This window comes from uncultured Formosa sp. (genome assembly GCF_947500765.1).
Classification (GTDB): domain Bacteria; phylum Bacteroidota; class Bacteroidia; order Flavobacteriales; family Flavobacteriaceae; genus Formosa.
In genome coordinates this window covers 230,519-253,099 of the sequence record NZ_CANMTH010000006.1, presented here as the reverse complement: position 1 = coordinate 253,099, position 22,581 = coordinate 230,519, and the positions used below count along the sequence as shown (strand labels likewise).

Annotated in this window: 20 protein-coding genes; 2 read left to right on the top strand and 18 right to left on the bottom strand. The window is 30.9% G+C overall.

Annotated features, from left to right (window positions below; all coding sequences use genetic code 11):
• Positions 1-135: 135 nt before the first annotated feature.
• The 17 genes from Q1B05_RS12820 to Q1B05_RS12740 form a co-directional block, all read right to left on the bottom strand.
• The gene (locus tag Q1B05_RS12820; RefSeq protein ID WP_299781277.1) at positions 136-381 is read right to left on the bottom strand and encodes a hypothetical protein; all 246 of its coding nucleotides are present in this window, start codon (positions 379-381) and stop codon (positions 136-138) included.
• Between the two features lie 187 nt (positions 382-568).
• Positions 569-1,069, bottom strand: a complete 501-nt coding sequence (locus Q1B05_RS12815) for a hypothetical protein (protein ID WP_299781275.1) — start codon at positions 1,067-1,069, stop codon at positions 569-571.
• 424 nt (positions 1,070-1,493) lie between these two features.
• A complete protein-coding gene (locus Q1B05_RS12810) occupies positions 1,494-1,754 on the bottom strand; it encodes a hypothetical protein (protein ID WP_299781273.1) in 261 nt (86 codons plus the stop codon).
• 405 nt (positions 1,755-2,159) lie between these two features.
• Positions 2,160-3,113 carry a calcium/sodium antiporter gene (locus Q1B05_RS12805; protein WP_299781271.1) on the bottom strand — a complete coding sequence of 318 codons (954 nt, stop codon included), beginning with the start codon at positions 3,111-3,113 and terminating at the stop codon, positions 2,160-2,162.
• A 19-nt stretch (positions 3,114-3,132) separates the two neighbouring features.
• Positions 3,133-3,561 carry a PH domain-containing protein gene (locus Q1B05_RS12800; RefSeq protein ID WP_299781269.1) on the bottom strand — a complete coding sequence of 143 codons (429 nt, stop codon included), beginning with the start codon at positions 3,559-3,561 and terminating at the stop codon, positions 3,133-3,135.
• Positions 3,562-4,334: 773 nt separating this feature from the next.
• Entirely contained in the window at positions 4,335-4,919 is a 585-nt protein-coding gene (locus Q1B05_RS12795; RefSeq protein WP_299781267.1) for a hypothetical protein, read from the bottom strand.
• A 230-nt stretch (positions 4,920-5,149) separates the two neighbouring features.
• Entirely contained in the window at positions 5,150-5,932 is a 783-nt protein-coding gene (locus Q1B05_RS12790) for a hypothetical protein (RefSeq protein WP_299781265.1), read from the bottom strand.
• 98 nt (positions 5,933-6,030) lie between these two features.
• Positions 6,031-7,272: a fibronectin type III domain-containing protein gene (locus Q1B05_RS12785; RefSeq protein WP_299781263.1), complete on the bottom strand. Its 1,242-nt coding sequence runs from the start codon at positions 7,270-7,272 to the stop codon at positions 6,031-6,033.
• Positions 7,273-7,401: 129 nt separating this feature from the next.
• Positions 7,402-7,923, bottom strand: coding sequence for a hypothetical protein (locus tag Q1B05_RS12780; RefSeq protein ID WP_299781261.1), 522 nt, complete (start codon positions 7,921-7,923; stop codon positions 7,402-7,404).
• Between the two features lie 187 nt (positions 7,924-8,110).
• The gene (locus Q1B05_RS12775) at positions 8,111-11,347 is read right to left on the bottom strand and encodes a DEAD/DEAH box helicase family protein (RefSeq protein ID WP_299781259.1); all 3,237 of its coding nucleotides are present in this window, start codon (positions 11,345-11,347) and stop codon (positions 8,111-8,113) included.
• A gap of 436 nt (positions 11,348-11,783) precedes the next feature.
• Positions 11,784-12,647, bottom strand: coding sequence for a hypothetical protein (locus Q1B05_RS12770; RefSeq protein WP_299781257.1), 864 nt, complete (start codon positions 12,645-12,647; stop codon positions 11,784-11,786).
• A gap of 108 nt (positions 12,648-12,755) precedes the next feature.
• Positions 12,756-13,298, bottom strand: a complete 543-nt coding sequence (locus tag Q1B05_RS12765) for a hypothetical protein (RefSeq protein ID WP_299781255.1) — start codon at positions 13,296-13,298, stop codon at positions 12,756-12,758.
• Positions 13,299-13,439: 141 nt separating this feature from the next.
• Entirely contained in the window at positions 13,440-13,937 is a 498-nt protein-coding gene (locus Q1B05_RS12760; RefSeq protein ID WP_299781253.1) for a hypothetical protein, read from the bottom strand.
• A gap of 148 nt (positions 13,938-14,085) precedes the next feature.
• A complete protein-coding gene (locus tag Q1B05_RS12755; protein WP_299781251.1) occupies positions 14,086-14,634 on the bottom strand; it encodes a hypothetical protein in 549 nt (182 codons plus the stop codon).
• 146 nt (positions 14,635-14,780) lie between these two features.
• A complete protein-coding gene (locus tag Q1B05_RS12750) occupies positions 14,781-15,632 on the bottom strand; it encodes a hypothetical protein (RefSeq protein ID WP_299781248.1) in 852 nt (283 codons plus the stop codon).
• Between the two features lie 266 nt (positions 15,633-15,898).
• Positions 15,899-17,551 (bottom strand): glycoside hydrolase family 30 protein, encoded by a 1,653-nt coding sequence (locus Q1B05_RS12745; protein WP_299781246.1) that lies wholly within the window; start codon positions 17,549-17,551, stop codon positions 15,899-15,901.
• A 327-nt stretch (positions 17,552-17,878) separates the two neighbouring features.
• Positions 17,879-19,474 carry a T9SS type A sorting domain-containing protein gene (locus Q1B05_RS12740; protein WP_299781244.1) on the bottom strand — a complete coding sequence of 532 codons (1,596 nt, stop codon included), beginning with the start codon at positions 19,472-19,474 and terminating at the stop codon, positions 17,879-17,881.
• 574 nt (positions 19,475-20,048) lie between these two features.
• On the opposite strand from Q1B05_RS12740, the gene Q1B05_RS12735 reads away from it, so the two are divergent.
• Complete coding sequence (locus Q1B05_RS12735; protein ID WP_299781242.1) at positions 20,049-20,441, top strand: hypothetical protein; 393 nt, start codon at positions 20,049-20,051, stop codon at positions 20,439-20,441.
• A 145-nt stretch (positions 20,442-20,586) separates the two neighbouring features.
• On the opposite strand, the gene Q1B05_RS12730 is transcribed toward Q1B05_RS12735, so the two are convergent.
• On the bottom strand, positions 20,587-21,246 hold the full coding sequence (locus Q1B05_RS12730; RefSeq protein WP_299781240.1) for a class I SAM-dependent methyltransferase: 660 nt from the start codon (positions 21,244-21,246) through the stop codon (positions 20,587-20,589).
• Positions 21,247-21,374: 128 nt separating this feature from the next.
• Here Q1B05_RS12730 and Q1B05_RS12725 point away from each other — a divergent pair, with 128 nt between their 5' ends.
• Positions 21,375-22,580, top strand: coding sequence for an aspartyl protease family protein (locus Q1B05_RS12725; RefSeq protein WP_299781238.1), 1,206 nt, complete (start codon positions 21,375-21,377; stop codon positions 22,578-22,580).
• Position 22,581: the final 1 nt, after the last annotated feature.

Sequence of the window (22,581 nt, the reverse complement as noted above, 5' to 3'; positions counted from 1 at the left end):
GGTAAGTCATGATTTTTAATCAATTTGGTTCAGAGTATCGATTGGACAAATTTATTTAGTTTCTATATTAGAATATAAGAAGATTTGGTTATCCTAATAATTGGAATGTTTTAATTACTTTTCTTTGAATAGACTTTAAGATCTATAATAGTTTTTTTGTAGCCATAGTCTAATTTCTTTTCGTAAAGAGACTTCCGGTTTTGGTAACGGAATGGTTTGTCCAAATTGTTTGCTTCTGCTAAATTTTGAAAACGTGATTTTATGTTTTTTCCAAACTTCTGGATACAATTCTAAGAACGTATTAAAAAAACATTGTTCACTAACTGTGCCTTCTATTTTAGAAAGTACGTCTTTAAATTTTTGATCTTGATCTATAATCATTGTGTTTGTATCAGTAATAAATAAAACGATGTGTGATTGTTAATTTTAGTATGGGTAACGTGTTATACTGAACAAATATAATCGATAATCAAGTCGTGTTTCCTGATATCTGATTTTTTTAAGTTGTTATATATAAAAAACTCAGAACATTTATAATTTGTTTTGCTAAGGCTGGTATAAAAGCGTATTACAAAAGCGTAAATTTTATGGTATTCATTAATCGCCAAGTGCCACGTATTTTAGAAGATTTTTTCATTGTAATTAGAAAACGTTTATCGTAGCTCGTGCACTCCATGATAAAGTTGCCACGCTCTATGTTTACATTAAGATCAGGGTTAGCCTCATATTTTACGTTCTGTAATACGATATCTTCCCACAGCACACCAAAAGCAGTTCCTTTTTTAATTACTTTTCTAAAATTTTCGATGGCTTTTATTTTAAATTTGGCAATTATCGAATCTGCTTCTGGAATGTTTTCGTTAGGTTGTGCTTCTTGTGCTATGGGAATAAGATATTTAATGTCTCCTTTAGTTGGTAAGCTCTTTAAAAATTTCTTTTCGTCTTGTTTTTTTAGTGCATCAAATACTGTGGTTACTATTTTGGTTTTTTCTAAATTTTCTTGTGTAACAGCCGTGTGGGATACAAAAAAAGAAATTATAAAAAATAGTAAGTGTATGCGAGTTTTCATGTTTTTAATATTTTGATTATAAGTTGTTTGTTATTCAATGTAGTTGCATTAGTTTTTAATACAACCATCTTTTAAAAGCAGTATAACTGCCATAATGGTATGTTAAATATTTAAATGTCATCGATTTAATATAGGTTTCAAATAGAATATATAATAGCTTTATAATGTCGTGAACTTTCAGGGTTTTCATTAAATGTTCTGCAAATGGGACCGAAAAAGAATTCTGATTGTACCATAAACCCCCCAGTTGTAATTGGCTAATATACAACTTGTGTATTCCTGTTTTTTGGGGTGTAATCAGGGTTGAAAATATTTATATGCGTTTTTTTAATAACAATGAGGCGCCAAGATTTTGCCTGTTTCAATCAAAAAAAAATAAATGATGAAACCTATGTATTATACAAGCTAAACGTTAAGTTAGACGTTATTTTAAATCACTCTTTTTGTATTTTTTATGTTCTATTTTCTTTTTCTCTAAAATTGCGTAAAATTTTCGTGGCGAGATTTTTAAGTCTTTAGTTATATCGCTAACTTTTTTCTTTCCTTTTTTATACAGCCTTAAATTTTCGTTTACTTTTTTATTAAAGTAATGATTTTCTAATTTCTCAATGATTTGTAATTCAGTCAAATTTGAATCATTTGCATAATTTTCAATTGCCGATTTAATGTTTTTTAAATTACTCATAATTCTCATTTTTAATTTTAGCCACGATTAATGCTAACGGTTTTTTTGGTGATTAGTGGCGTATTTAAGCACCCAATTTAGTAAATAAAAACCAGACAGAAAATCCGATAGGATTTTAGCAAGTAGGCTAGAGGTAATAATAAGTTTTATGAGGTGTTAGCTGTAGTAATTTATTCGAACAAATTGAAATCAACACTTTGAGTAATTCTTAAATCACTCGCATGTTTATTCCAAAATTTTAAAATCTTCGTTCATTCTTTTATTCATGCTAGATTTGGTTTATTACAGCTAACAGTTTTGTGTGCGAGGATTTTCCGCAGGAAAATCAGACGTAATAAAAGTGCACTCACCTTTGATTAAATACTAAACTAAACATTATTTTTATATAATGTTGTGGTGTGTTGTTTATATTTCTTTCGTTACTAAATAGGTCGTATAAATCAGATAAAAACTTAACAAAATTAATGCTTCCCATCTATCAAATTTTTTTCTTTGTCCAGTAAACATTGCAATTATTAGAAAAACGGTTCCGCCAATTAAGATTAATAAATCTTGGTTAAAATTTGAATTATACTTTATAGGATTTATAAATGAGCTAATTGAAAGTATTAACAGTACATTAAAAATGTTTGAGCCAATCACGTTTCCAATTGCTATATCGCTATTCTTTTTTAAGGCAGCAACAATTGAAGTTACTAATTCTGGAAGTGATGTTCCTGCCGCAATTATGGTTAAACCAATTATTTTTTGACTAACTCCTAATTCAGTTGCAATATCTATACTATTATCGACAACTAATTTTCCGCCAATTATAAGTCCAGCAATTCCCAATGTTACTAATCCCCAAATTTTGTAATTTGATTTATCTTCATAAGTAATGGCTTCAATTTTTTCTTGTTTTAACTGACTAAAAACGTAATAAATAAAGCAAATAAACCCTACCAATAATATCATTCCATCAACTCTTGAAATTTCAGGACTCTGATTAATAAAAAAATCGTTGGCAATTACAAACAATAATATTGCTACAATTAATGAGATAGGTATTTCTCTCCAAGCTGTTGAAGACTGAACCGTAATTGGATAAATTAAACCTGCTATTCCAAGAATTATATACAAGTTAAAATTATTGCTTCCAATAATATTTCCAAAAACAATGTCGGAAAGTCCGTTAAATGAAGCTACTGAATTCACAACTAATTCAGGTGCGGAAGTTCCAAATGCTACAATTGTCAATCCAATTACTAAATCGGAAACGTTATTTTTTTTCGCCAATGAAGAAGCTCCGTCAACAAGCCAATTCGCGCCAAATATTAGGCTTGTAAACCCTGTAATAATTAATAGTGACGATAATATCATATTTTATTCGCGATGTTTTTTATTCAGTCAATTTATTTTCAATTTCGGGATTCAACTTGGTCAATTCCCTCGCAAACCTAATTTTGTCTTTAGGTGAGATTACAATCAAGTCAAAATTCCTATAAGTCAACTTAATTCTGTCCAATGATGGGGCAGGAGATGAAATCAAATTATTACTTTTTGCTATTGATTTTATTTTATTAATATCGAACGATTTGTTATAAAAAAATCCACATTTTACTTTTAATATATGATTGTTGCTAATTGTGTATTCAGTCGAAAAGTTTAGATATAAGCAAAGTCCGTAAACCAATGAAAAGATTCCGCCAACCGAAACTATTGCTTTCAATGGTTCATTTTTATAAAGCATAAATCCAATAATTGATCCGAATAATAGTGTAAGAAATACTATTATTTCATATCCAAATTTTGATTTGTAAGTTTTCATTTTATAATTTTTTTGTTCAATGGTTGTTCGGTATCCTTAAATGCACTACAACTCCTTTTATCCAAAATAAAAATAGGGTTATCTCGATAAAATAATTGGATATTATTTATTTAGAAGAATAAATATAATGTTTTATATTAATACAAGAATAGGGGGGGCAACCATAAAAAAGACAGCGTTTTAGTTTAAATAAGTTGAAACGGTACAACACATAACGTCTATTAACTTTCCGATTTTTTTTTTAATAAAAACATGCATTTCTAATTTTTTTTAGCCGCCAGAAAAATGTGCATATCTTGTGTTATTTGGGGCTAGTTTGTATTTCTCTTGTAAAACGTTCCATTTTTAAATTATACACTCGAAGCGTTCCCGAAGGAGACTCGAACAAGACTCGAACAAAACCCCTAGAAAATACCTGTTTTGTATCAAGAACGTTCAAGTGTGTGCTTAACCGTTCATGGTGTGTCAATTTGTGTCACGGTGTGTCAAAACGGGGTGTCAAAACCTGTGCATATTGGTAAAGGTTCACATAACTATTTTTGTGCGTTTTTGGGTATTGCGTTCTTTTTATATCAGTGCTGTGTCTGTTGGGGTTAAAAAACATCTAAGGTAAGAGCAGACTAGTCGTAAGTTTTTATGTGTGTGTATTTTATAACGAGGATTTGCGTTGCGAACAACCATTATTAAAAGAGGGCATTACGCCAGTGTAATGCCCTTTTTTAATATGTTAAAGGTCGCCTTTTTTATTAGGCTACTTGCTTTAGGTGTATTGCTTAAAATCGTGCAAGAAGTCCGCTTTGGTGTGCGGCTTCTATTTCTTCAGGGGTTGCTTTATTGTCTTTGTTGGTATCAACTAAGTCGAAGAATTTATCAAGTCCAATTTTACGATAACTACGACCTTCCTCATTGGCATAAGCCATAACTTCTTCTCTAGTAACTACACAGTCTCCGTTGGCATCGGTACCATTAAAACTAAAATTGGGTGTAACTTTTGCGAACTCTGTGTCGCTTAGTTTTCCGTCTTTATCTGTATCAAATTGGTCAAAGTAATTTAGTATGGTAACTCTTCTATATTCTCCTACTTCCATAAAAGCCTCCAGTTCTTCTCGCAATACTGTGCCATCTCTATTTCCGTCGGCATTGTCCATTGGACCATGTTCACTACTACCAGTAGGGCCTTCTTTTAATGCTTCACATGGGGTGCGTTGGTCTTCTCCTCTAGGTGGTGTTGGTCTATGCGCATTATCTGGCATAGATTCTTGTTTGGTAGTTTCACTTTTAGCTTTCTTGTTGTTTTCGGCACAACTTATTAATAAAGTAAGACTTAAAGCAATTAAAACGGTGTTTAATATTTTCATGGTTATGTTTTTTGGATCAAGTATTCCCTTTATTATTGGCCTAATGTTTAGGTAAATAATCTGGTTTTATATACTTGATACTGCTTTATAATAAACGCATTTGTATGTGGTTTGTTGTGTGTTTTGTGTACAAGTATTTTAAATGATAAAATTAGAAACAAGCAAACAAAGCGACTAATTCTGGTTAAGATAAATTCAGGAATTTTTTATATGTTTTTTGCGCACAGTATTTATTTCATTAATTCTATTTGAAATTTTGTTGCATCAAAAGCCGCTTGTAAACCTCTTAGGTTAGACTCAGATTTATTTTTTTCAAATAGTTCCGTTATGTATTTAGTTTGTTTAGTCACATTATCATTCTCTGTTTTAAAAATTTGGTATTTCAAGAGAATCAAATTTGCCATAATTTTATCTGATACACTTAAATCACTTTGATTTAGATATGCGTCTATTGTGTTTTTTACCTCAGAATCGTTATCGTATAGTTCATCAAATAGATAAGCGTTTGCCAAGTCAGACTTGTTAATATTTAAGTAATCATTCTGATTAGACATATCTTTTCTGTAGGTCATTTTGTTTCCATTTAGAAAATACCATCTCGTATAAGAATCATTTTCCATTTTAATATCTTTTTCAAACTTTTTGTCCTTTACACTCCAGTTCGTGAAAGCTATTAAAAGTTCAGTGCCGTCATCTTTCTTTAATATTACGAATCGGATTAAGTAATTCCTTTTTCCAGGTTTTTCAATTTCAATATCTAATTTGTTTTCTACGGACACATATTTTTTTAGAGCTTTTAGGATAGAGGAAACATCTTCTGAATTTGCTTCGGGAAACAGATTTTCTCTTAAAAATAAGTCGATATATAGATAATGAGTTAAATAAAAATCATTCGCTTTTAGGTAATTCACTTCCGTTAAGTGGTCTGTTTTAATATTGATTTTTTCAGATTGAGTATATCCAAAAGTTGTGAATATTACTAAAAGTAAAAGTGTGATTATTTTTCTTTGCATTTTGTTAGTTTGTATGGGGCGCAAGGGGGTTCGTATAATAATAGTTGCTTTGGTTAAGCTGAAAATAGCATTTTTTTTATATACAGTATTAGTATTTATTAATTACAATTTCCATTAATGATGTCTTGTTTAGTAGGATTAAATAAATTTCCAAATGTTGAAAATGTACCGGGTATACTATTATTTTGCATAATAATTGTTAGACTACAATAATCTGAAAGCATGGCGTTATTCCATAAATTAAAAGTATTATTAACACTTGTTAGATTGCTTAACCCATTGAGGCTTGTTAAAGATTTGTTATTCATTATATCGAAATAGCCACCTATAGTCGATAAATTATTAAAAGCAGAGAGATCACTTAATAGATTATTGATAATTGAAAAAGAACTACCAATAGCATTCAAGCTACTAAAATCTATATTACCGAGTAATATATTATCGTTTAAATACAAGATCTCATCAATCTTGCTGATATTGTTAAAACCACTAATTCTTTCTAAAGAGGCATTATTTAAAATTTCTATACTTTCTAATTGTTTAATATTTTCAGAAAAAGTTAAATTAATCAAATTAGGATTGTTAGAAACATGTATATATCCACTGAAATTATTTAGATTTCCAATCGCATTGGTATTTTCAAGTAAATTATTATTATAAATCAATAAATCCTGATTTATTGAAACCAAACTTTCTAAACCGTTTAAGTTTTGTAAAGCATTATTGTAATTTATTCTTAGGATGCCATTAATATCGGATAAGTTATTTAGTCCCTCCAATGATTGTATTGATGTTTGTTGTATTTGAACATATCCAATTACTTCCGTAATGTCTACTAATGGGGTTAAGTCTGAAATATCTGAAGTGAGGCCGGTAGTAGACTGTATAGATAAGTTTCCGTTAATAATATTGTAGTGATTGTTGCCAAAGTCGTTCACTTCTTGTTGTGTAGAAAGAACAACAGATCCATTAAATACTAAAGGAATAAAAGGTTGTGTTTTAAAAGAAAAGTTAACAATTGTACTATTCACTCCATCTGAAGCTACCACTTTTCCAGAGTAGTTTGTTTCGTTTGTAAGGTTTTCAAATGTATAATTTAAATTGTTTGAATTGGCGTAAATAAGATTACTATTTAAATATATGTCATAAGTTATAGTTTGGTTTTCAGGGTCATTAGAAACAGACCATTGTATTGTTGCACTAACATCTGTAACTTGTTCTAAAGTTACATTAAAAACTGTTGGATCTAAATTGACATTTTCACTAGGTTCAACACTATCAGAGCTGCAAGAAAATAAAACTGATAGGATTGAAAAAATAATTAAAAAATTGATTTTCATGTTTTTGTTTTAACGGTTGATAACGAGTTTATTTAGTTTGTATTAAATATCTTTAGATAGAAAGTCAGCGAGGATTTTCGAAAGTAGGCTTGCACTAGCAATTGATTATATGCGGTGTTGTTAGCTGTTTTATTTCCTCAAATTTATTACGGTTGCACTTTCTTTGATAATATATTTTGGTGCATAAGACATTGTGCTCAATCGGACTCTGAATTCTTTCCCAGTTTTATTGTCAGTAAAATTAACTTGAAACTTCCAGTCTATATCAGTTTCCTCGGTATACATCTTGTCTACTGCTCGTTCTATTTCTCCCGAAGTTTTTGCTAATTCCAATTGAGCCTTTCCTGCTCCTTTATTTCCACCAACAGAATTAGACATCTTAGTTGCTAAACTAATTGGGGTTTTGACTTTACCAATTTTTAAAATTGTAATATCTTCAAAACCATATTTTTTCAATTTTTTAGGAACTCTATTTGTCATTGCATCTATAACAACTTTTGACAAGTCTCCCTTAGTAACTTCTTGCATATATTCACCTTCATAATTTTCTTTTACTTCTAACGTTTTTTTTCCTTTTGGTGCTGTTTGTGCTATTAAATTAAATGTTAGAATTAATGCAATTACGGTACTTGTTAATTTAAGATTTTTCATTATTGGTTTTATTTTTTTAAGTTAGATGGTTTTCGCTGTTCTAATTGTGCCTAACGTTTCGTATAAGAATAGTAGCCGATTGCGTGGCACTTTCCTGTCAAGTTACACAAAAGTTGAAGCGGGCTACAACCCTTGAATTTACTGCTATCCCGGCTATTATTTTTATACATTGTTGGCATTTCGTTGTTTATTCACTTGCTATCACCTCTAAATCAATCTTATAAGTTTCTAAAAGGTGATTTTCGGTTACAGCTAATAGTTCTAATTGTTGTTCGGAAGCTCTTTCTATCGATAAACCTGGCTGAACTATATAAATTTTAAAGTCAGTTTTATAAAATCGTTTACTTTTTTCTTTTATTACTGCTAAGTTCTCAATAGTGCCTTTTTCAAAACGGGAATTTTTACCATTTGATACTCTCCTTGATTCCCTTTGAATCAAATGTTTAAACAATGCAAAACCACCTTTCCCCTTCCAAAACACACTTTTTTGTGCTTGTCCGCAAACTTCATACAAGTCACTTATCCTAGCACCTGCATTTTCTCCATGCGAATATTTTAAATGATACAATTCAATAATTATTTTCTTAGCAATATCGTCAACTTTTACTGTAATCAAATCTGCAGCCTCTCCAGAACTATCATCATCAAAGATTATATCAAAATCCTTTTCCTGTAGTACCGTAATTACTTTGTGCTGTATATTACCAGTAGCTTTTTGCTCTCCTTGAGATTCCTCTCTAATATTAACACCTGTCCAATCCCATGCTTTAATTTTATTACGTTCATATGAACTTCCATCAAAAACGAAATCGACAAATTGATTTCCTTCTAGCCATGCACCATTTAAAAATCGAATAATAGGTGAGTAACTATAAAAGTATTCTGATAAGCGATGTGCAGTTGCTCCAAATTTTATAAAACAAGGATTTTCAACGTTAATAAAATCAAAATTATCCGCATTTATTTCCAATCTATAAACTGACCTAAATCTTTCATTATAAAGAACAATGTTTATGTCCCCCGTTTCTAAAGGATTAAGTAATTCTAATTCAAATGAATCGAGAGGATAAGAAAAATCATTATGAACTATAGAAACAGCTTGTTCATTCTTTTTATAAACTTCATCATTCCATTCAACCGTAATTGGCATTAGCTCTGGGCGGCTATCAACTTTATGTGGGTAAATTGCTCCACTTAAAATTGTATTGGGGTCTATTGTTTCATCTAGTAGTTTGTCACCAGTATAATTACACCAATTTATAAGCTCTTCAATGTTACCATTCTTCCTAGTCCAAACTCTCCCTTTATAAGAGCAGCCAATAGAAACTTTATCACCGTTTTCAAATCCAACTCCGAATATATTAGATTTAATTTTATTGAGTAATTGAACAGGGCTAAGAGCTGGTTCTACATCTTCACCTGTATGCATCGTGAAACTTTTTTGCTTTCCTAATTGCTCTTTTAATCCAACATTATTTATTTTTAACCTTGTGATTTTCCCTAAACTCCGATAAACGTCTTCGGCATTTATCGGAGAAGCTGTTCCTAATGATACCGCCTCTGCAAGTTTTTCGAACATGCTCCCATTTGCAGAACAATTAATGTAAAGTAGTTGCTGGTCTTGATTCCAATAAACAACATATAAAGTCCACTCTAATCGAAAAATATCTTTTAAGTCTCCCCATTTAACAGGAACTCTATTTCCTGTTACAATCACCAGTGTTCTTTTTTCGCTATTTATATCAGAATAAACTTGGTCGAAATTATCAATACCTATAATTCCTTTTTCAAAGTTATTAGGCTGCCAAGTTTCAGTATTTGTTTTGTACACAACAGTACTTAATGCTGGTCTGATATTTTGGAGCTGTATTTCATCGGGAAATTTATCAAATCCTTGCATGAATTCAAAAAGACTTTCCTGCTCTCTTGAATTTTCATCAGAGATAACAGGTAAGATTTGATTCCAATCAGAATCTTGCGAATATAATGATTGTAATTCTTCTGTTACCTCCACATTGGCAAGATTAACTACTATAGAGGCATTCCCTAGATTATTATCTCTATTTGTCCGTGTAAACCTACCCGCCAATTGTAATGTTATTGGCAAGCTTTTCTTTACATCATGAAATGCTGCAATTTTCAATTCAGGCATATCAAAACCTTCACCAAACATATCAACGCATATTATAATGCGAGTTTCATAATTTAAGATTTTACGAATAGCTTCTTTCTGTTCTTCATTTTTTAATCCTGTATGTGCTTGAATAGGATTTAAATCCTCATATTCTTTGTAGATTTCGTACACTTCATTAGCACGAGAAGTAGAATTCACTCTTGCCATAAGAATGTGGTTATTCCCATTTGCTAAATCTGCTCTTAATATTTCAACTGCTTTTTCTGCTATTGACCTATCGTAGTCAGAGGAGTTAAACTCGTATATTGGGTAATAATCGATTTTCTTAAAATAACCCTCTTCTTGTGCTTTATTCAGTGGGTAATTGAATATAATCTTTCCTCCAATTGATTTATCGTCATTTCGGAATGGTGTAGCTGTAAATTGTAATATATGCTTCTCTTTAAAAGCTTCAATGAACTTCCTCCATGTTTTTGCTGCAATGTGATGTGCTTCATCAATAAATAGATGAGAACAGTATTCTGAAATTCTTGTTTGGATTTGAGGGCTAATTTGCCCTACAACACTCATAGTCGTAATAATCACATTACAATTTTCAAAGAAATCATTGACCTCCTGTTCTGTTTGAGGGCGGTGCTTCAGAATTCCAACTCTAGGATAAAGGCTATCTTCATTTACTATGCCTAAATGTTTCAATAAACCTAAAGCTATAAACTTCTTAGCTAATTGAGAGCGTAATGCTTCTGATGGAACAATGATAAGTATTCTTTCACAATTCGCAGCAATCAACAAGGAAAGCATTGTCTCCGTTTTACCAGTTCCTGTGGGCATTACAATAGTTGCAGGTTCTGAACCAATCTGCCAATGTGCTAGAGTTGCATATATACCACCAATTTGAGGAGAACGAAGACCTTCGATTCCTTCTTCTAAATTTTCTTGCTTAAATGAGAATGCTCCATTATAAGATTCTTTTACTTCGTTAAATGTATTTGGTTCTGCAAAATCGGGATGCTTTAGCCAAATGTAATTACTGAAATCACCTTCATTAATATTATCAAAGTCTTTTGCTTGAAGAACATAATCAAAACGGTCATTTGCCGACCAATTCTTTCTTGAAGCAACTAATATTTCTCTACCACCATTTTCGGTCAACACATAGCCATTTACTCTATTATAAGTATATTCTTGAATTGTTCCGTCTATTTTCTGCTTGTCAAATCCTAATTGATAAACGAAATCTTTGCCAATCTTTTCGTTTAAATTAAAATGGCTAGGTAGGATTACTTTCATGATTTATCAATTTAAGTTTATGTTATGCAGGATGTTTCTTGCAATGAATGCCAACTCCTTTTATCCAATATAAACATAGGGTTATCCCGATAAAACAATTGGATATTGTTAATTTTATGTCTAAATATATTACTTAATACTAAATGAAGAGTACGGGTAACCGTAAAACACACAATGTTTTAGCTTAAGTAAATTAAAAGTGCACTTTTGTTTACATACTAATTTAAGGCTTGTTTTTGGGTAACTGTTGTATGGCTATTTTACTCGTGTTTATTTGCTTTTTAGCAGTATGGTTTGCATGGCTCTTGGTGCTATTTACCTATTGTAAGTTCGGCTAAAATTTTCAATTTAAAAGGTTCATTGTACCTTCTAATTACTTTGTCATTTTCGTAAGTAGGCGATAACTAGCCATTAATTATACACGGTGTTATATGTTTTATTTTTTTTTATTTGGTAATGTTACTGTTCCTTTTTTTAATTTTTCATCAAAGTCCTTTATAAAACTTTCAGCCACTCTTAAATCAGCATATTGGTATGTTGCTCTATAAAGATTCGATTTAACAAGAGATTGTTGAACATAATCAATTTTATATTTAGAAATATGATGGCCTAAAAAAACTAAAATTGACCAATATTCAATATTCGTATTAAAATCTTTATCAATAAATATAGCGTACCACAATTTTCTATTTACGTTTATGTATGGTATTCTAATTTGTAAATATTTGTTATTTCCAGAAAATTCTATTTCAACTTTGTCGCGATGAAATAGAAAGCCTTTTATTTTTTTAATTTTTCTTTCGAATGCATCTCTTTTAGGATAAAGTGTGTGAATAATTTTAGTGTTTTTATATATTAAAAGATTAACTGACTCAGGCTTATCATAGCCAGGAAATATTATCGATGCTCTATATAGATCAAAAAACTGAGCTCCAGAATGTTCATTTTCGATAATTTCATTTTGAGGATGATAAATGGAATCAGCAATTCTTATAAAATCTATAGGAGCAATATTTGGTGGAAACTTATTCGGATGTTGAAACCTATGATGACCACTCTTTTCTTTGACAGTATAAACTTCTGTAGTGAAAAAATTATGTCTTTCTCGTATATGGTCATAACCTGTGTCAGAATTACCTTTAACCATTATCAGGTTAGTTTTATCAGAAACAGATAGTATTTCAGTAATTGGATAAGCTTCTCGATACATTTTTCTGCCAATATAATAGCGATAAATTGGATTGGTTCGATATTCCGAATTTATTGATTCGATTTCTAACGATGTTAATAATCTTTCCATTTATTAATTATAATCGTGAGTTTGAGATATTGCAGGTAACGTTTATGTATAACAAAAGCGCACGGACTCTTGATTAAGCAATAAACTAAGCATTATTTTTATACGGTGTTATCCAACGTATTTTTTCATTCCGTTTTCTTTTTCGTGATTTAAATAAAGCATTTCTATAACAACAATCCAAAAAAGACCTCCAGACAAATACTTTAAATTAATTGGTAATACATTCATTACGTTTAAAAATCCCCCAACAAACAAGAGTATTACGAATGCAAGTTTTAAATAGTCTAATTGTTTCTTGTCTTCTTTTTTCATAAAATGAGAAATGTACATAACTAATAAACTACAAAATAGTATGTATGAAATAATTCTTATTGATTCAATTTCGTAATTACTAAATTCCTTTAATAAATTCATTGAGAGTATTAATAGAAATATAATTCCAACTACTTTGAGAATTTGATTAAATTTTTCTTTTATAAACAAGCTTTTCGTTAGAATGAATATAGTTGAAAGTATAAGAGTTATTTTATAAATTATATTTACAATGTTTGTTTGATTTTCAGTCAGTAAATCTGTTTTTAAGAAGACAAGTCCGATTATACTTATTATCAATCCGATTGTGATTCCGTATTTAAATATTTTGTTATTCATTGTGTTGAGTTTTTTATATGTTGGGTAACGGTTTTGTGTGCGAGGATTTTTCGCAGGAAAATCAGACGTAACAAAAGTGCAACGACCATTATTTAAAGACTAATGTAGCAATTTTTTATACACGATGTTAGCACCAGTTTTTTATTTTATTTTAAATTCAATTTGCTTCGAGTTTAGAAGTGTGTCACTATCCATAAACTTTATTGATTTGAAAATATCCAAAATCAGTTTTTCATTTTCAATGTCTTTACCGATTAAGTTAAAGTGATTTTCCTTAAAAGCGTTTTCTATATAAATTCCAATAGTTCCGTTTCCAGTTTTTATCGGCTTGGTTATATAAGCTATTTTTCCATTTATTGTGTCCGTAGCGAAAAGTTGGGTTTCTTTATTCTCTTTATTCAATGGATAAGAATACCAACCATAATCAAAAGTCAATGAGTCAATTCCGTTTGTAATACCTCCAACCTTGCTGTCAATACCGTCAAACTCCACTTTTCTCCAATCGGTTGGTAATTCTATAGCAAAAGCTCCAAAATTAAACATACCATTATTTGACTTTTCAAAGTTTAAACTTGTTAGGAAATAAATGCTAATTACCAAGACAAGAAATATTCCAAAATATATAGTCGTTTTGTTCATCGCTCAAATTACTACTAACGTTCTCGTATAAAAATAGTGCGGTTTTGTGTGCGAGGATTTTCAGAAGGAAAATCAGACGTAACAAAATAGCACGAACTCTCGATTAAGCACCTAATTTAGCATTATTTTTATACAGTGTTGCCTACAGTTATTTTTTCTTCAGTGAAGTTTTCAATTCAACAAAAGATTTCCAATCAAATGAATTGTAATCCATAATAACAATACTTGAATCTTTAGAAATTACGCTATTATAAATCCCATCAAACGGTATATTTTCATTTCTAAGTTTGTTTTTTAGAAGATTAATAATTGATATTTCAATTAGTTGTTTTTCTTTTATACTTAATTTAATACTATCAATTTTAGTTTCAAGAGTTTTATATTCATACCATTTTTTATCCATTTCACCTGGGGGTGGCAGTGGGATATTTCTACCTACATATCTAAGATAATCAGCATAAGTATTATCATTATAGCGGTAAATTCTAATTAAGTCAATATCTCCACCCCATTCACCATATTTATTATCTTCTCGTAAAAATTCGATTTCAGACATCTCATCAAGTATCCCAAGCATTTTTTGGTCAGAGTGTTGACTTTCAAATTCAGATTGTTTATTAGATTTAGAATTATCGTTTACACATCCGAAAAGAATAATCATAAATATCAAAGTTGAGTACTTAATCAATTTTTTCATAAATGTGGGCAACGTGTTTGTATATGGTTTGTTGCGTGTTTCAAGCAACTAATTTAGTAAATAATTACCGACCAAGAAAGTCCGCGAGGATTTTCGTAAGTAGGCTAGAACTAGCAATAAATTATATACGGTGTTACCAATAGTTATTATATTTTGAGTTTTTGTGCTTTTAATCTAGCAACTTCATTTATTGCACTACGCTCTCCGTCTTTTTCAGTATTTCCGTCAAATGATTTTATTATTGAGAGTATCGTTTTTTCATTTGCATTAACCCACTTAATTAACATTTCCTTCGTTTCATTATCAATAATTATTTTATCGTTCTTGATACTTACAATCTCTTCCAAACCAAGTAATCCAGATTCATCCCATCTTTCAGGTAAATTGTATTTATCCTCTAAAGTTTTTAACTTAGATACAGTTGGTGTATTCTCTTTTATTATTGCATATATAATTGGAATATAAGCGGGATAAGAAATCCATTTTACAAATTCAGACCTTAAATCTGAAGAAACTGTGAACCCTAGTTCATTGCTGTTTTCAATTGCATTTTTTGACAGTTGTCTTATTTCAGATTTTTGACTTTCTAATATTTCTTTTAATTCACTTTTTGTAATAGTTCCATTTGAAGTAGAATTAATTTTTTTGTTAAGAGACTCTAATAGTTTTGATTCCATTTTTTCTAATGATTTCGAAAAGTTATCGAAGTCTACTTTTGGTAACTTACTTTTTTCAGATTGTTGTCCATAAAGAGAATCAATAAAGTTTTTATCCTCCCTAAAATCACTTGGTGAATACATAACTTTAGTGTTATAATTTAGCGTGATAAAAAACAGAATTACTAAAAGAGTAGGGAATCCAATTACGAACCAAATAAAAATATAATGTAGGTTTTCATTAATTAATCCTATGGCTATCGTAGCATTTACTTCTGCTAAAGCTGCGAAAATTGCTATGATTGTTAAAGGGCTATTTATTTTGTTAACTTTTTCAGTCATAGTTTTCTTTCTAATTATTGGTAACTCCTTTTATCCAATATAAACATAGGGTTATCCCGATAAAACAATTGGATATTGTTAATTTTATGTCTAAATATATTACTTAATACTAAAAGAAGAGTACGGATAACCGTAAAACACACAATGTTTTAGCTTAAATAAATTAAAAGAGCACTAGTAAAACACGATTTACTAGTGCACTTTTGTTTACTTACTAATTTAAGGCTTGTTTTTTGGTAACTGTTGTATGGCTATTTTACTAGTGTTTATTTGCTTTGTAGCAGTATGGTTTGCATGGCTCTTGGTGCTATTTGTGTAGTATAAATACTGTTGTTTAAGGTTAAGTTTAATAGATAACTCTCTTCGTTTTTATTAAACACAACCACAGCGATTGAACCATCGGTGTTTTTGGCAGCGGTGTATATAAGTCCATCTGTTGTGTCGCCTGTTAATCCAATTCGGTGCGCTCCTGGGCGTATAAACTTACTAAAGTGGCTTAGTAAATAGTAAAGTGGTGTGTAAATAACTTGGTCTGTAACGGGATTAATAAGTACTGGTGCACTATTAAAATTGTTGTAAGGGTTTGGTTGTCCTTTATCGCTAAGTATGCTACACCACTCGACGTATCCTTGTGTGCCGTGGTTTAGGTCTGTAATAATATCGTAAGCATAAGTTTCGAAAGGGACAAAGGTACCTGCGTAGTCTGTGCTCGCTCTCCAATATTGACCAATAGGATCGTTGACATCGATATCTATACTCGATTCGGAATGAATCATACCCTTGTTAGGCCAAGTGGTACGTAACTGGTCTAATGCTTTTGCATACCAATTGTTTGCTTTTAATTCGGAATTTGTATACCAGTGAAAAGCCGTTCCCCATGCATATTTAGAGGCTTCGGGATCTTGGTAAGTAGGTGTTACGTAGTCGTTCATGGTCGATTTATTATGATCGTAAATTAAGACGTGTAATCCGGCATCTAAATCGTTAAGGTCAAGATGTCCGTCTTTTACAAGTTGAGGGCCTAAGTAGTCTCTTAAAAACACCCGACCTTGTTCTGGCGTAAATCCGTTACTATCCCATTGTGCATTGTGTGCGTGTAGAGGTTCGTTTTGTGGTGTCATTCCCCAAAGGGTAATGCCTTGTTTGGCGTATGCACTTACATACATGGACAAGTATTTAGCCCAAAGGCCATAATATTCTGGGAGTAAAGACCCGTTAGTCATTTCAGAGGTTTCACCTGTTTTCATCCACGATGGCGGACTCCAAGGAGAGGCTATAATTTTGAAATCGGCACCAGGAATGCTAGAGGCTTCTAAAATCATTGGAATAAGGTCGTAACTCGGATCTACAAGTTCAATGCCACGTACTTGGTCGTTTTCATTGCCCGTAAAGCCTTTCATGTCTTCGTGTATACTGAATGTAGAAAGGTCTGTATCTCCTTTTTCAATATAGGTGTAATGATTGTTTGAATAATCGCTACTATTAATATGTGTTCGTGTAAGTGAGAATCCTGCACCTTCTGTAGGGCTGAAAAGTTTTGTTAATACTTCTTTACGAGATTTTACAGGTATAGTTGCTAGATTCCATGCCGAAGATTCTGTAAATGAAGCTCCGAAACCGTAATATTTTTGAAATTCCTGATCGGGAAGCAACTCTAAACCGACTTGCTTTACTGCTTTAGAAGTGGTTTTAGCATTATTGTTGGATAGTAATTTAAGATTGTCTCCGGCAAATGAGGTTTGGTAGACATTAGGTTTGTAATCTTGATGATTCTCTTTTTGTGAGCAGCTAGCCCCTATAATAGATAAAAAGAGGAGCTGTAAGCATATAATTTTTGGCGTTTTGGTGGTCTTTAAGTAGTGCGTTTTTATTTTTAGATTATGATGTTTACTTTGCTTTTTTCTGTTAAATACGCCCATTATGTTTTGTTTTTTCAATTAATATGTCCTCAAGAAATATGGCTACAAATTAGAGTTGCCATACGAGGTGGTTTGTAGCCTAAAGATAAATGTAATGTTACTGATTTGTATAAATTAATTGTACTTTTTGTTAACCTTTTGGAGAGGTTATGTTTATTAAAAGTTAGACCGGGATGCAGTTAATTTTAAGGGCTTATATTTTTATTAAAGAGCAGCTGTAATTTACAAACGATGTATGCTGGAGTAGAGTGTAATATATAAAAAAAGCAGTAATTAACCGGAGTTAATTACTGCTTTTTAAACGTTTAGATTAGGTGCTAAAACCTATTATTTTTTAATAACTTTTTTGGTAACAGATGTATATGGTGTATTAATTTTTATAAAATAAATACCACTTTCTTTATTTAATAAAGAGACTTTTATAGTTGTGTTATTTACATTGGTAATGTTATCTACCACTTTACCTGTAATATCTGTAACGGTAACACTTTCTATAGATTTGTTTGTATTGTCTATAATAGCAAAGTCGCTAGTTGGGTTAGGGTATAAATGAATATATGCTACTTCAGAATCTGATACACTTAAAGCATCATCTTCAGATATAAAGTGAGGTTCGTCTCCAACACTAAAACTGTTTAAAGCAAAAAAGAATACCCCATTATTATAAGAATAAAAACGTGATGGTTTACTTTCATCATCTTCAGTAATTACAATCTCTTCAGTACCTTCTTCAGTACCATCAGAAATCCATAAGTTGGTATTAAAACTACCTCCCGCCGACATATAAATATATTTATCTGTTGCATAAATTTCAGTAGGTAATACAAAACCACTAGAACTTCCAGATTTAATATCTTTTACCATATAGGTTCCTGCAGCTGTTCCGTCACTTGTCCATAATTCAATTCCATTTACTCCGTTATCACCTTTGTAGTATAATTTGTTGTTAAATACTACTTTGTTTTGTGGCGTATAACCATCGTCTCCTGGTTCTGCATCTAAAACTAATTGTGTACCAGACTCTGTACCATCTGTAATCCATAATTCTGCACCAGAAGCATCGTCGCTACCAGCAAAAAAAGCGTTGTTGCCAATAACTGTAAACGCTTTTTCGTTTGCATTGTTTGTTGTAGGTCTGCTTACTGTTTTAATTTCAACTGTTCCAGCTTCAGTACCATCTGTTGTCCAGATAGAGCTGCTATTATTCCAAAATACAACTTTATCATTTAATGTCACTAGATCACCAGGATCTACATCACCATTTATTTCAACTGTACCAGCTTCGGTACCGTCTGTTTTCCATAATCCTTCTCTACAACTAAATAAAAGTTCATTATTAAGAATTGCAAAATCTTCAGGGAAACTAGCTATAAAATCAAAGCTAATATTTTTTACAAGAGCTGTACCATCTGTAGTACCATCTGTAGACCATAGTTCATAGCCTTCGTTCTCAGAAATTCCTGTAAAATACACTTTGTCGTTAAAAACTATAAAGGTAGATTCGCTAGCAAAAGAAGAGAAATACACACCGTCTCCTCTAGAGTCAATATCTTTAACTAATTGCGTATTTGCAGCGACACCATCTGTAACCCACCATTCGATACCGTTAACACCATCGTCTGCTGTAAAAACTAACTTATCGTTTATAACATAAAAGTTATCACAATTAGATCCAGAAGCTCCAGAGTTAATGTCGTAGAATAATTCGGTGTTGGTTCCGTCGTACTTCCATAATTCGTTACCGTTAACGCCATCATTAGCAGTAAAATAAAGATTGCCTTTAAACTCAATCATAGATTTTTCTGAGGCTAAAGAGACATCCGAATCTCCAGTTGGATTAATGTCGCTTACAAGGCTCGGAGTTTGAGCATTTGCTAAGAAACCTGTTAATAAAGCATAAAATAAAAGGTAATTTTTCGTCATAATTATTGGTTTTAATTTCCATGAATGTAATAAAATTAGATAACTGTAAGACGAAGTCAGACTATTTTAAGAATCTATATTTAGTTGTATTTACAATGTTTTTCCTTGATTATTAAAACCGTTAAACATTAGATTTATATATATGTTTTAATCTTTTAAAGTTTGGTGTGTTTTAACCTATTAATATATAATACGTTGAGTGATTTTAGAACGGTTTTAATAAAAGTAATAACTGTTATAAAAACGGGTGATGGTTTTTAAAGTAGACTAAAAAGGGTGTTAAAATTTATTTAATATTTTTTAGTTATTTTTTGTATTTGTACTATTTATCTTACCTATGTATTGATTTATCCCGTATAAGTATCGATAAAATGTTTATTTTTTAAGATGTATTAAAGTGGAGTAATCTATGTGTTTTGTTGATTGATTACTGCATACAATTTTGCAGGCACACAATTGTAGGATATGTCTTGTTTATTTACGGTTGTGTGATTAAGGTAAAATCGGATTTATTAATTGAATTATTAGTAGTAAATTTGCAGCACAAAATTAATTTATTAATACGCTTTAGTTTATGCCTTATCAAGATGTGTTTATCCTTTTCTGGGAACAAGTAGAAGCAAGTTGCCAAGAAGGTACTTTTGCCAAATTAACTTTAGCAAAGACCATTGGAAAACCTAACTTAAAAAATATATTTGTCAGACCAGTGTATTCTGATAATGGCTTTAAGGTTTTAGTAAAATTACGCTACCAATCTAGAGAAACCGAAGATGAAGAAAGCGAGATGACATTAGATGATGCCTTTTTGTTTTTAAAACCATATTTAAAGACTTCTTTTTCATCTGTTCTTTTATTCACAACTACCAAGGATCTTCTTTTTAAGATTAATAAAAAAGGTGCAGGTACCATTATAGAGCATCCGCCAACATTTAAGAATGTAATTCCTCCTAAGAACGATTTAGAATAATTAGGCTATTAGATTTTAGTTGTAATGTTGTGTGTTTAGGTTTTGGTGCTTATGTTTTATTAAAGCAGAAAACGTCCTTGACTTTTTACTTTTGTTTAGATTTTCTAGAAAACATGTGTGCATGGCGTTTAAATAACCCAAGCACCTAATAAAGGGTATAGCATGTTGTTATAATAACACCCTTAGCTTGTTGTTGGACCACTTTTAATAATTGGGTTGTATTTTTAACCTTAAAATTAAAAGGTGCTTCCAATATATTTACACCACTTTGTTTTTTTAGTCTAATGCCTTGTCCAGAAATAATATCTGCATTGGGTGTAAAATTACTTTCAGGTAAATGTTCCGTTAGAATAATATATTTATAAACGGTTAGTTTTTTTAAGATGCTTTGTATTTCTGTGTTAGACAGATGTTGTAATACTTGTCTTAAAATAACACAATCTCCAGAAGGTAAAGTGTCTGTAGCAATATCTAAACATTCAAATCTTAATTTTTTGTCTTTAAACATTGCTTGATTGCGCTGTATAAGTTTTGGCACAATATCTACGGCAGTATATTTAGAGGCATATGCAACTAAATGTTTACCAACATTAAAATCGCCACAACCTAAATCGCAAACAGCAAGTGGTGGACTAAATTTGCTTAAAAAAGAGACTAACACGTCTATATATGGGTGTACAAGTTCTGGATGGTGAGAGCCGTCTCCAGAATAAAAATCAGATTGATTTTCTCCCCAAAGTTTCATGTCGTAAACCTGTTCCATAGCCGCTTTAGTAGGCCAAGGTGTTTTTGTCTTATCCTTCATGGTTACAATATTAATTAAATGTGGCGTAAATGTTATCTATACTTAGATTAATAATTACAGTTATAAAGTGAAATTTAAAAGGAATTTTAAGTAAAAACATGTATTTTTAAATCGCCCAATAGCTTAAAATGAAAAACCTATCTTATCTTTTATTCTTTATTGTTTCTGCTGTTTTTGCTCAAGATATTGACTTAAACAGAGGAGAAACTAAGCAGAAAAATTATTTATCGACCTTTGATTTCGAATTTGAAACAGAGAAAATTATTGTGCCTGTAGAGATTGAAGGGGTAACGTATAAATTTATTTTAGATACTGGTGCTCCGAATATTATATCTAAAGAAATTAACGATTTAATTTCGCCAAAATTATTAAAATCTATTCCCATTACAGATGCTAGCGGTATAAAAGAAACCTTAGATGTTGTATCTGTTAATAAACTAAAACTGGGACATATTGTTTTCGAAAACACAGCGACTTTAGTGTTCGATAAATCAAAAAATCCATTATTCGAGTGTTTTGGTGTAGATGGTTTTATAGGTAGTAATATGCTTAGAAATTCTATTGTACAAATAGATGCAGAGCACAAGAAAATACGTATTACAGATAATCGGAAAAAGTTAAACCTAGATAAGAAGAATTCCAGTAAAATTAAAATTTATGGCTCGCAAAGTAGTCCGTATCTATGGGTAAAATTAAAAGGTGAAAAAAAAGGTAAAGAACAAATTTTAATAGATACTGGTGCAAATGGCTTGTACGATATTTCTAAAAGAAATTATGAAAGCTTTTTTGAAGAGTCTATTTTTAATACTCTTGGAGAAAGTGAAGGCGCGTCTGCTATTAGTTTATTTGGCGATGTTCCTGTAAAAAAACATTACCGATTGCATTTGCCAATACTCGAAATTAATAACGTTGCATTTAAAAACGTTATAACCACCACAACAAACGATCGTAATTCAAGAATGGGGTCCGAGATATTAAAATATGGTGTTGTAACCATAGATTTTATTAATAAACGCTTTTACTTCAATTCTAAATCAGACAGTATAAATGTAGAAGTACCAGAATATAATTTCAATAAAACGCTTAAAAACGATACATTAATTATTGGTTTTGTGTGGGACAAAGCACTTAAACAAAAATTACATTACGGAGATGAGATTTTAGAAATTAATGGCAATAAGGTTGTAATTTGCGATTTAATTAATAAAAAATCTAATTTAGATCTGGGTGATAATGTCACATTAAAAATTAAACCTATAGAGGGAGAGGTGTTCGAAATTACTGTAAATAAGCAGCTATTAACTAAAAATACATTACTTAATACCCGAGAATAAT

Excerpts from the sequence above, each read along its gene's own strand:
- Q1B05_RS12800 (WP_299781269.1), bottom strand. The coding sequence starts at position 3,561 with ATGAAAACTTACAAATCAAAATTTGGATATGAAATAATAGTATTTCTT.
- Q1B05_RS12760 (WP_299781253.1), bottom strand. The coding sequence starts at position 13,937 with ATGAACAAAACGACTATATATTTTGGAATATTTCTTGTCTTGGTAATT.
- Q1B05_RS12795 (WP_299781267.1), bottom strand. The coding sequence starts at position 4,919 with ATGAAAATATTAAACACCGTTTTAATTGCTTTAAGTCTTACTTTATTA.
- Q1B05_RS12745 (WP_299781246.1), bottom strand. The coding sequence starts at position 17,551 with ATGGGCGTATTTAACAGAAAAAAGCAAAGTAAACATCATAATCTAAAA.
- Q1B05_RS12810 (WP_299781273.1), bottom strand. The coding sequence starts at position 1,754 with ATGAGTAATTTAAAAAACATTAAATCGGCAATTGAAAATTATGCAAAT.
- Q1B05_RS12750 (WP_299781248.1), bottom strand. The coding sequence starts at position 15,632 with ATGACTGAAAAAGTTAACAAAATAAATAGCCCTTTAACAATCATAGCA.
- Q1B05_RS12790 (WP_299781265.1), bottom strand. The coding sequence starts at position 5,932 with ATGCAAAGAAAAATAATCACACTTTTACTTTTAGTAATATTCACAACT.
- Q1B05_RS12780 (WP_299781261.1), bottom strand. The coding sequence starts at position 7,923 with ATGAAAAATCTTAAATTAACAAGTACCGTAATTGCATTAATTCTAACA.
- Q1B05_RS12740 (WP_299781244.1), bottom strand. The coding sequence starts at position 19,474 with ATGACGAAAAATTACCTTTTATTTTATGCTTTATTAACAGGTTTCTTA.
- Q1B05_RS12735 (WP_299781242.1), top strand. The coding sequence starts at position 20,049 with ATGCCTTATCAAGATGTGTTTATCCTTTTCTGGGAACAAGTAGAAGCA.
- Q1B05_RS12785 (WP_299781263.1), bottom strand. The coding sequence starts at position 7,272 with ATGAAAATCAATTTTTTAATTATTTTTTCAATCCTATCAGTTTTATTT.
- Q1B05_RS12725 (WP_299781238.1), top strand. The coding sequence starts at position 21,375 with ATGAAAAACCTATCTTATCTTTTATTCTTTATTGTTTCTGCTGTTTTT.
- Q1B05_RS12730 (WP_299781240.1), bottom strand. The coding sequence starts at position 21,246 with ATGAAGGATAAGACAAAAACACCTTGGCCTACTAAAGCGGCTATGGAA.
- Q1B05_RS12765 (WP_299781255.1), bottom strand. The coding sequence starts at position 13,298 with ATGAATAACAAAATATTTAAATACGGAATCACAATCGGATTGATAATA.
- Q1B05_RS12805 (WP_299781271.1), bottom strand. The coding sequence starts at position 3,113 with ATGATATTATCGTCACTATTAATTATTACAGGGTTTACAAGCCTAATA.
- Q1B05_RS12770 (WP_299781257.1), bottom strand. The coding sequence starts at position 12,647 with ATGGAAAGATTATTAACATCGTTAGAAATCGAATCAATAAATTCGGAA.
- Q1B05_RS12820 (WP_299781277.1), bottom strand. The coding sequence starts at position 381 with ATGATTATAGATCAAGATCAAAAATTTAAAGACGTACTTTCTAAAATA.
- Q1B05_RS12815 (WP_299781275.1), bottom strand. The coding sequence starts at position 1,069 with ATGAAAACTCGCATACACTTACTATTTTTTATAATTTCTTTTTTTGTA.
- Q1B05_RS12755 (WP_299781251.1), bottom strand. The coding sequence starts at position 14,634 with ATGAAAAAATTGATTAAGTACTCAACTTTGATATTTATGATTATTCTT.
- Q1B05_RS12775 (WP_299781259.1), bottom strand. The coding sequence starts at position 11,347 with ATGAAAGTAATCCTACCTAGCCATTTTAATTTAAACGAAAAGATTGGC.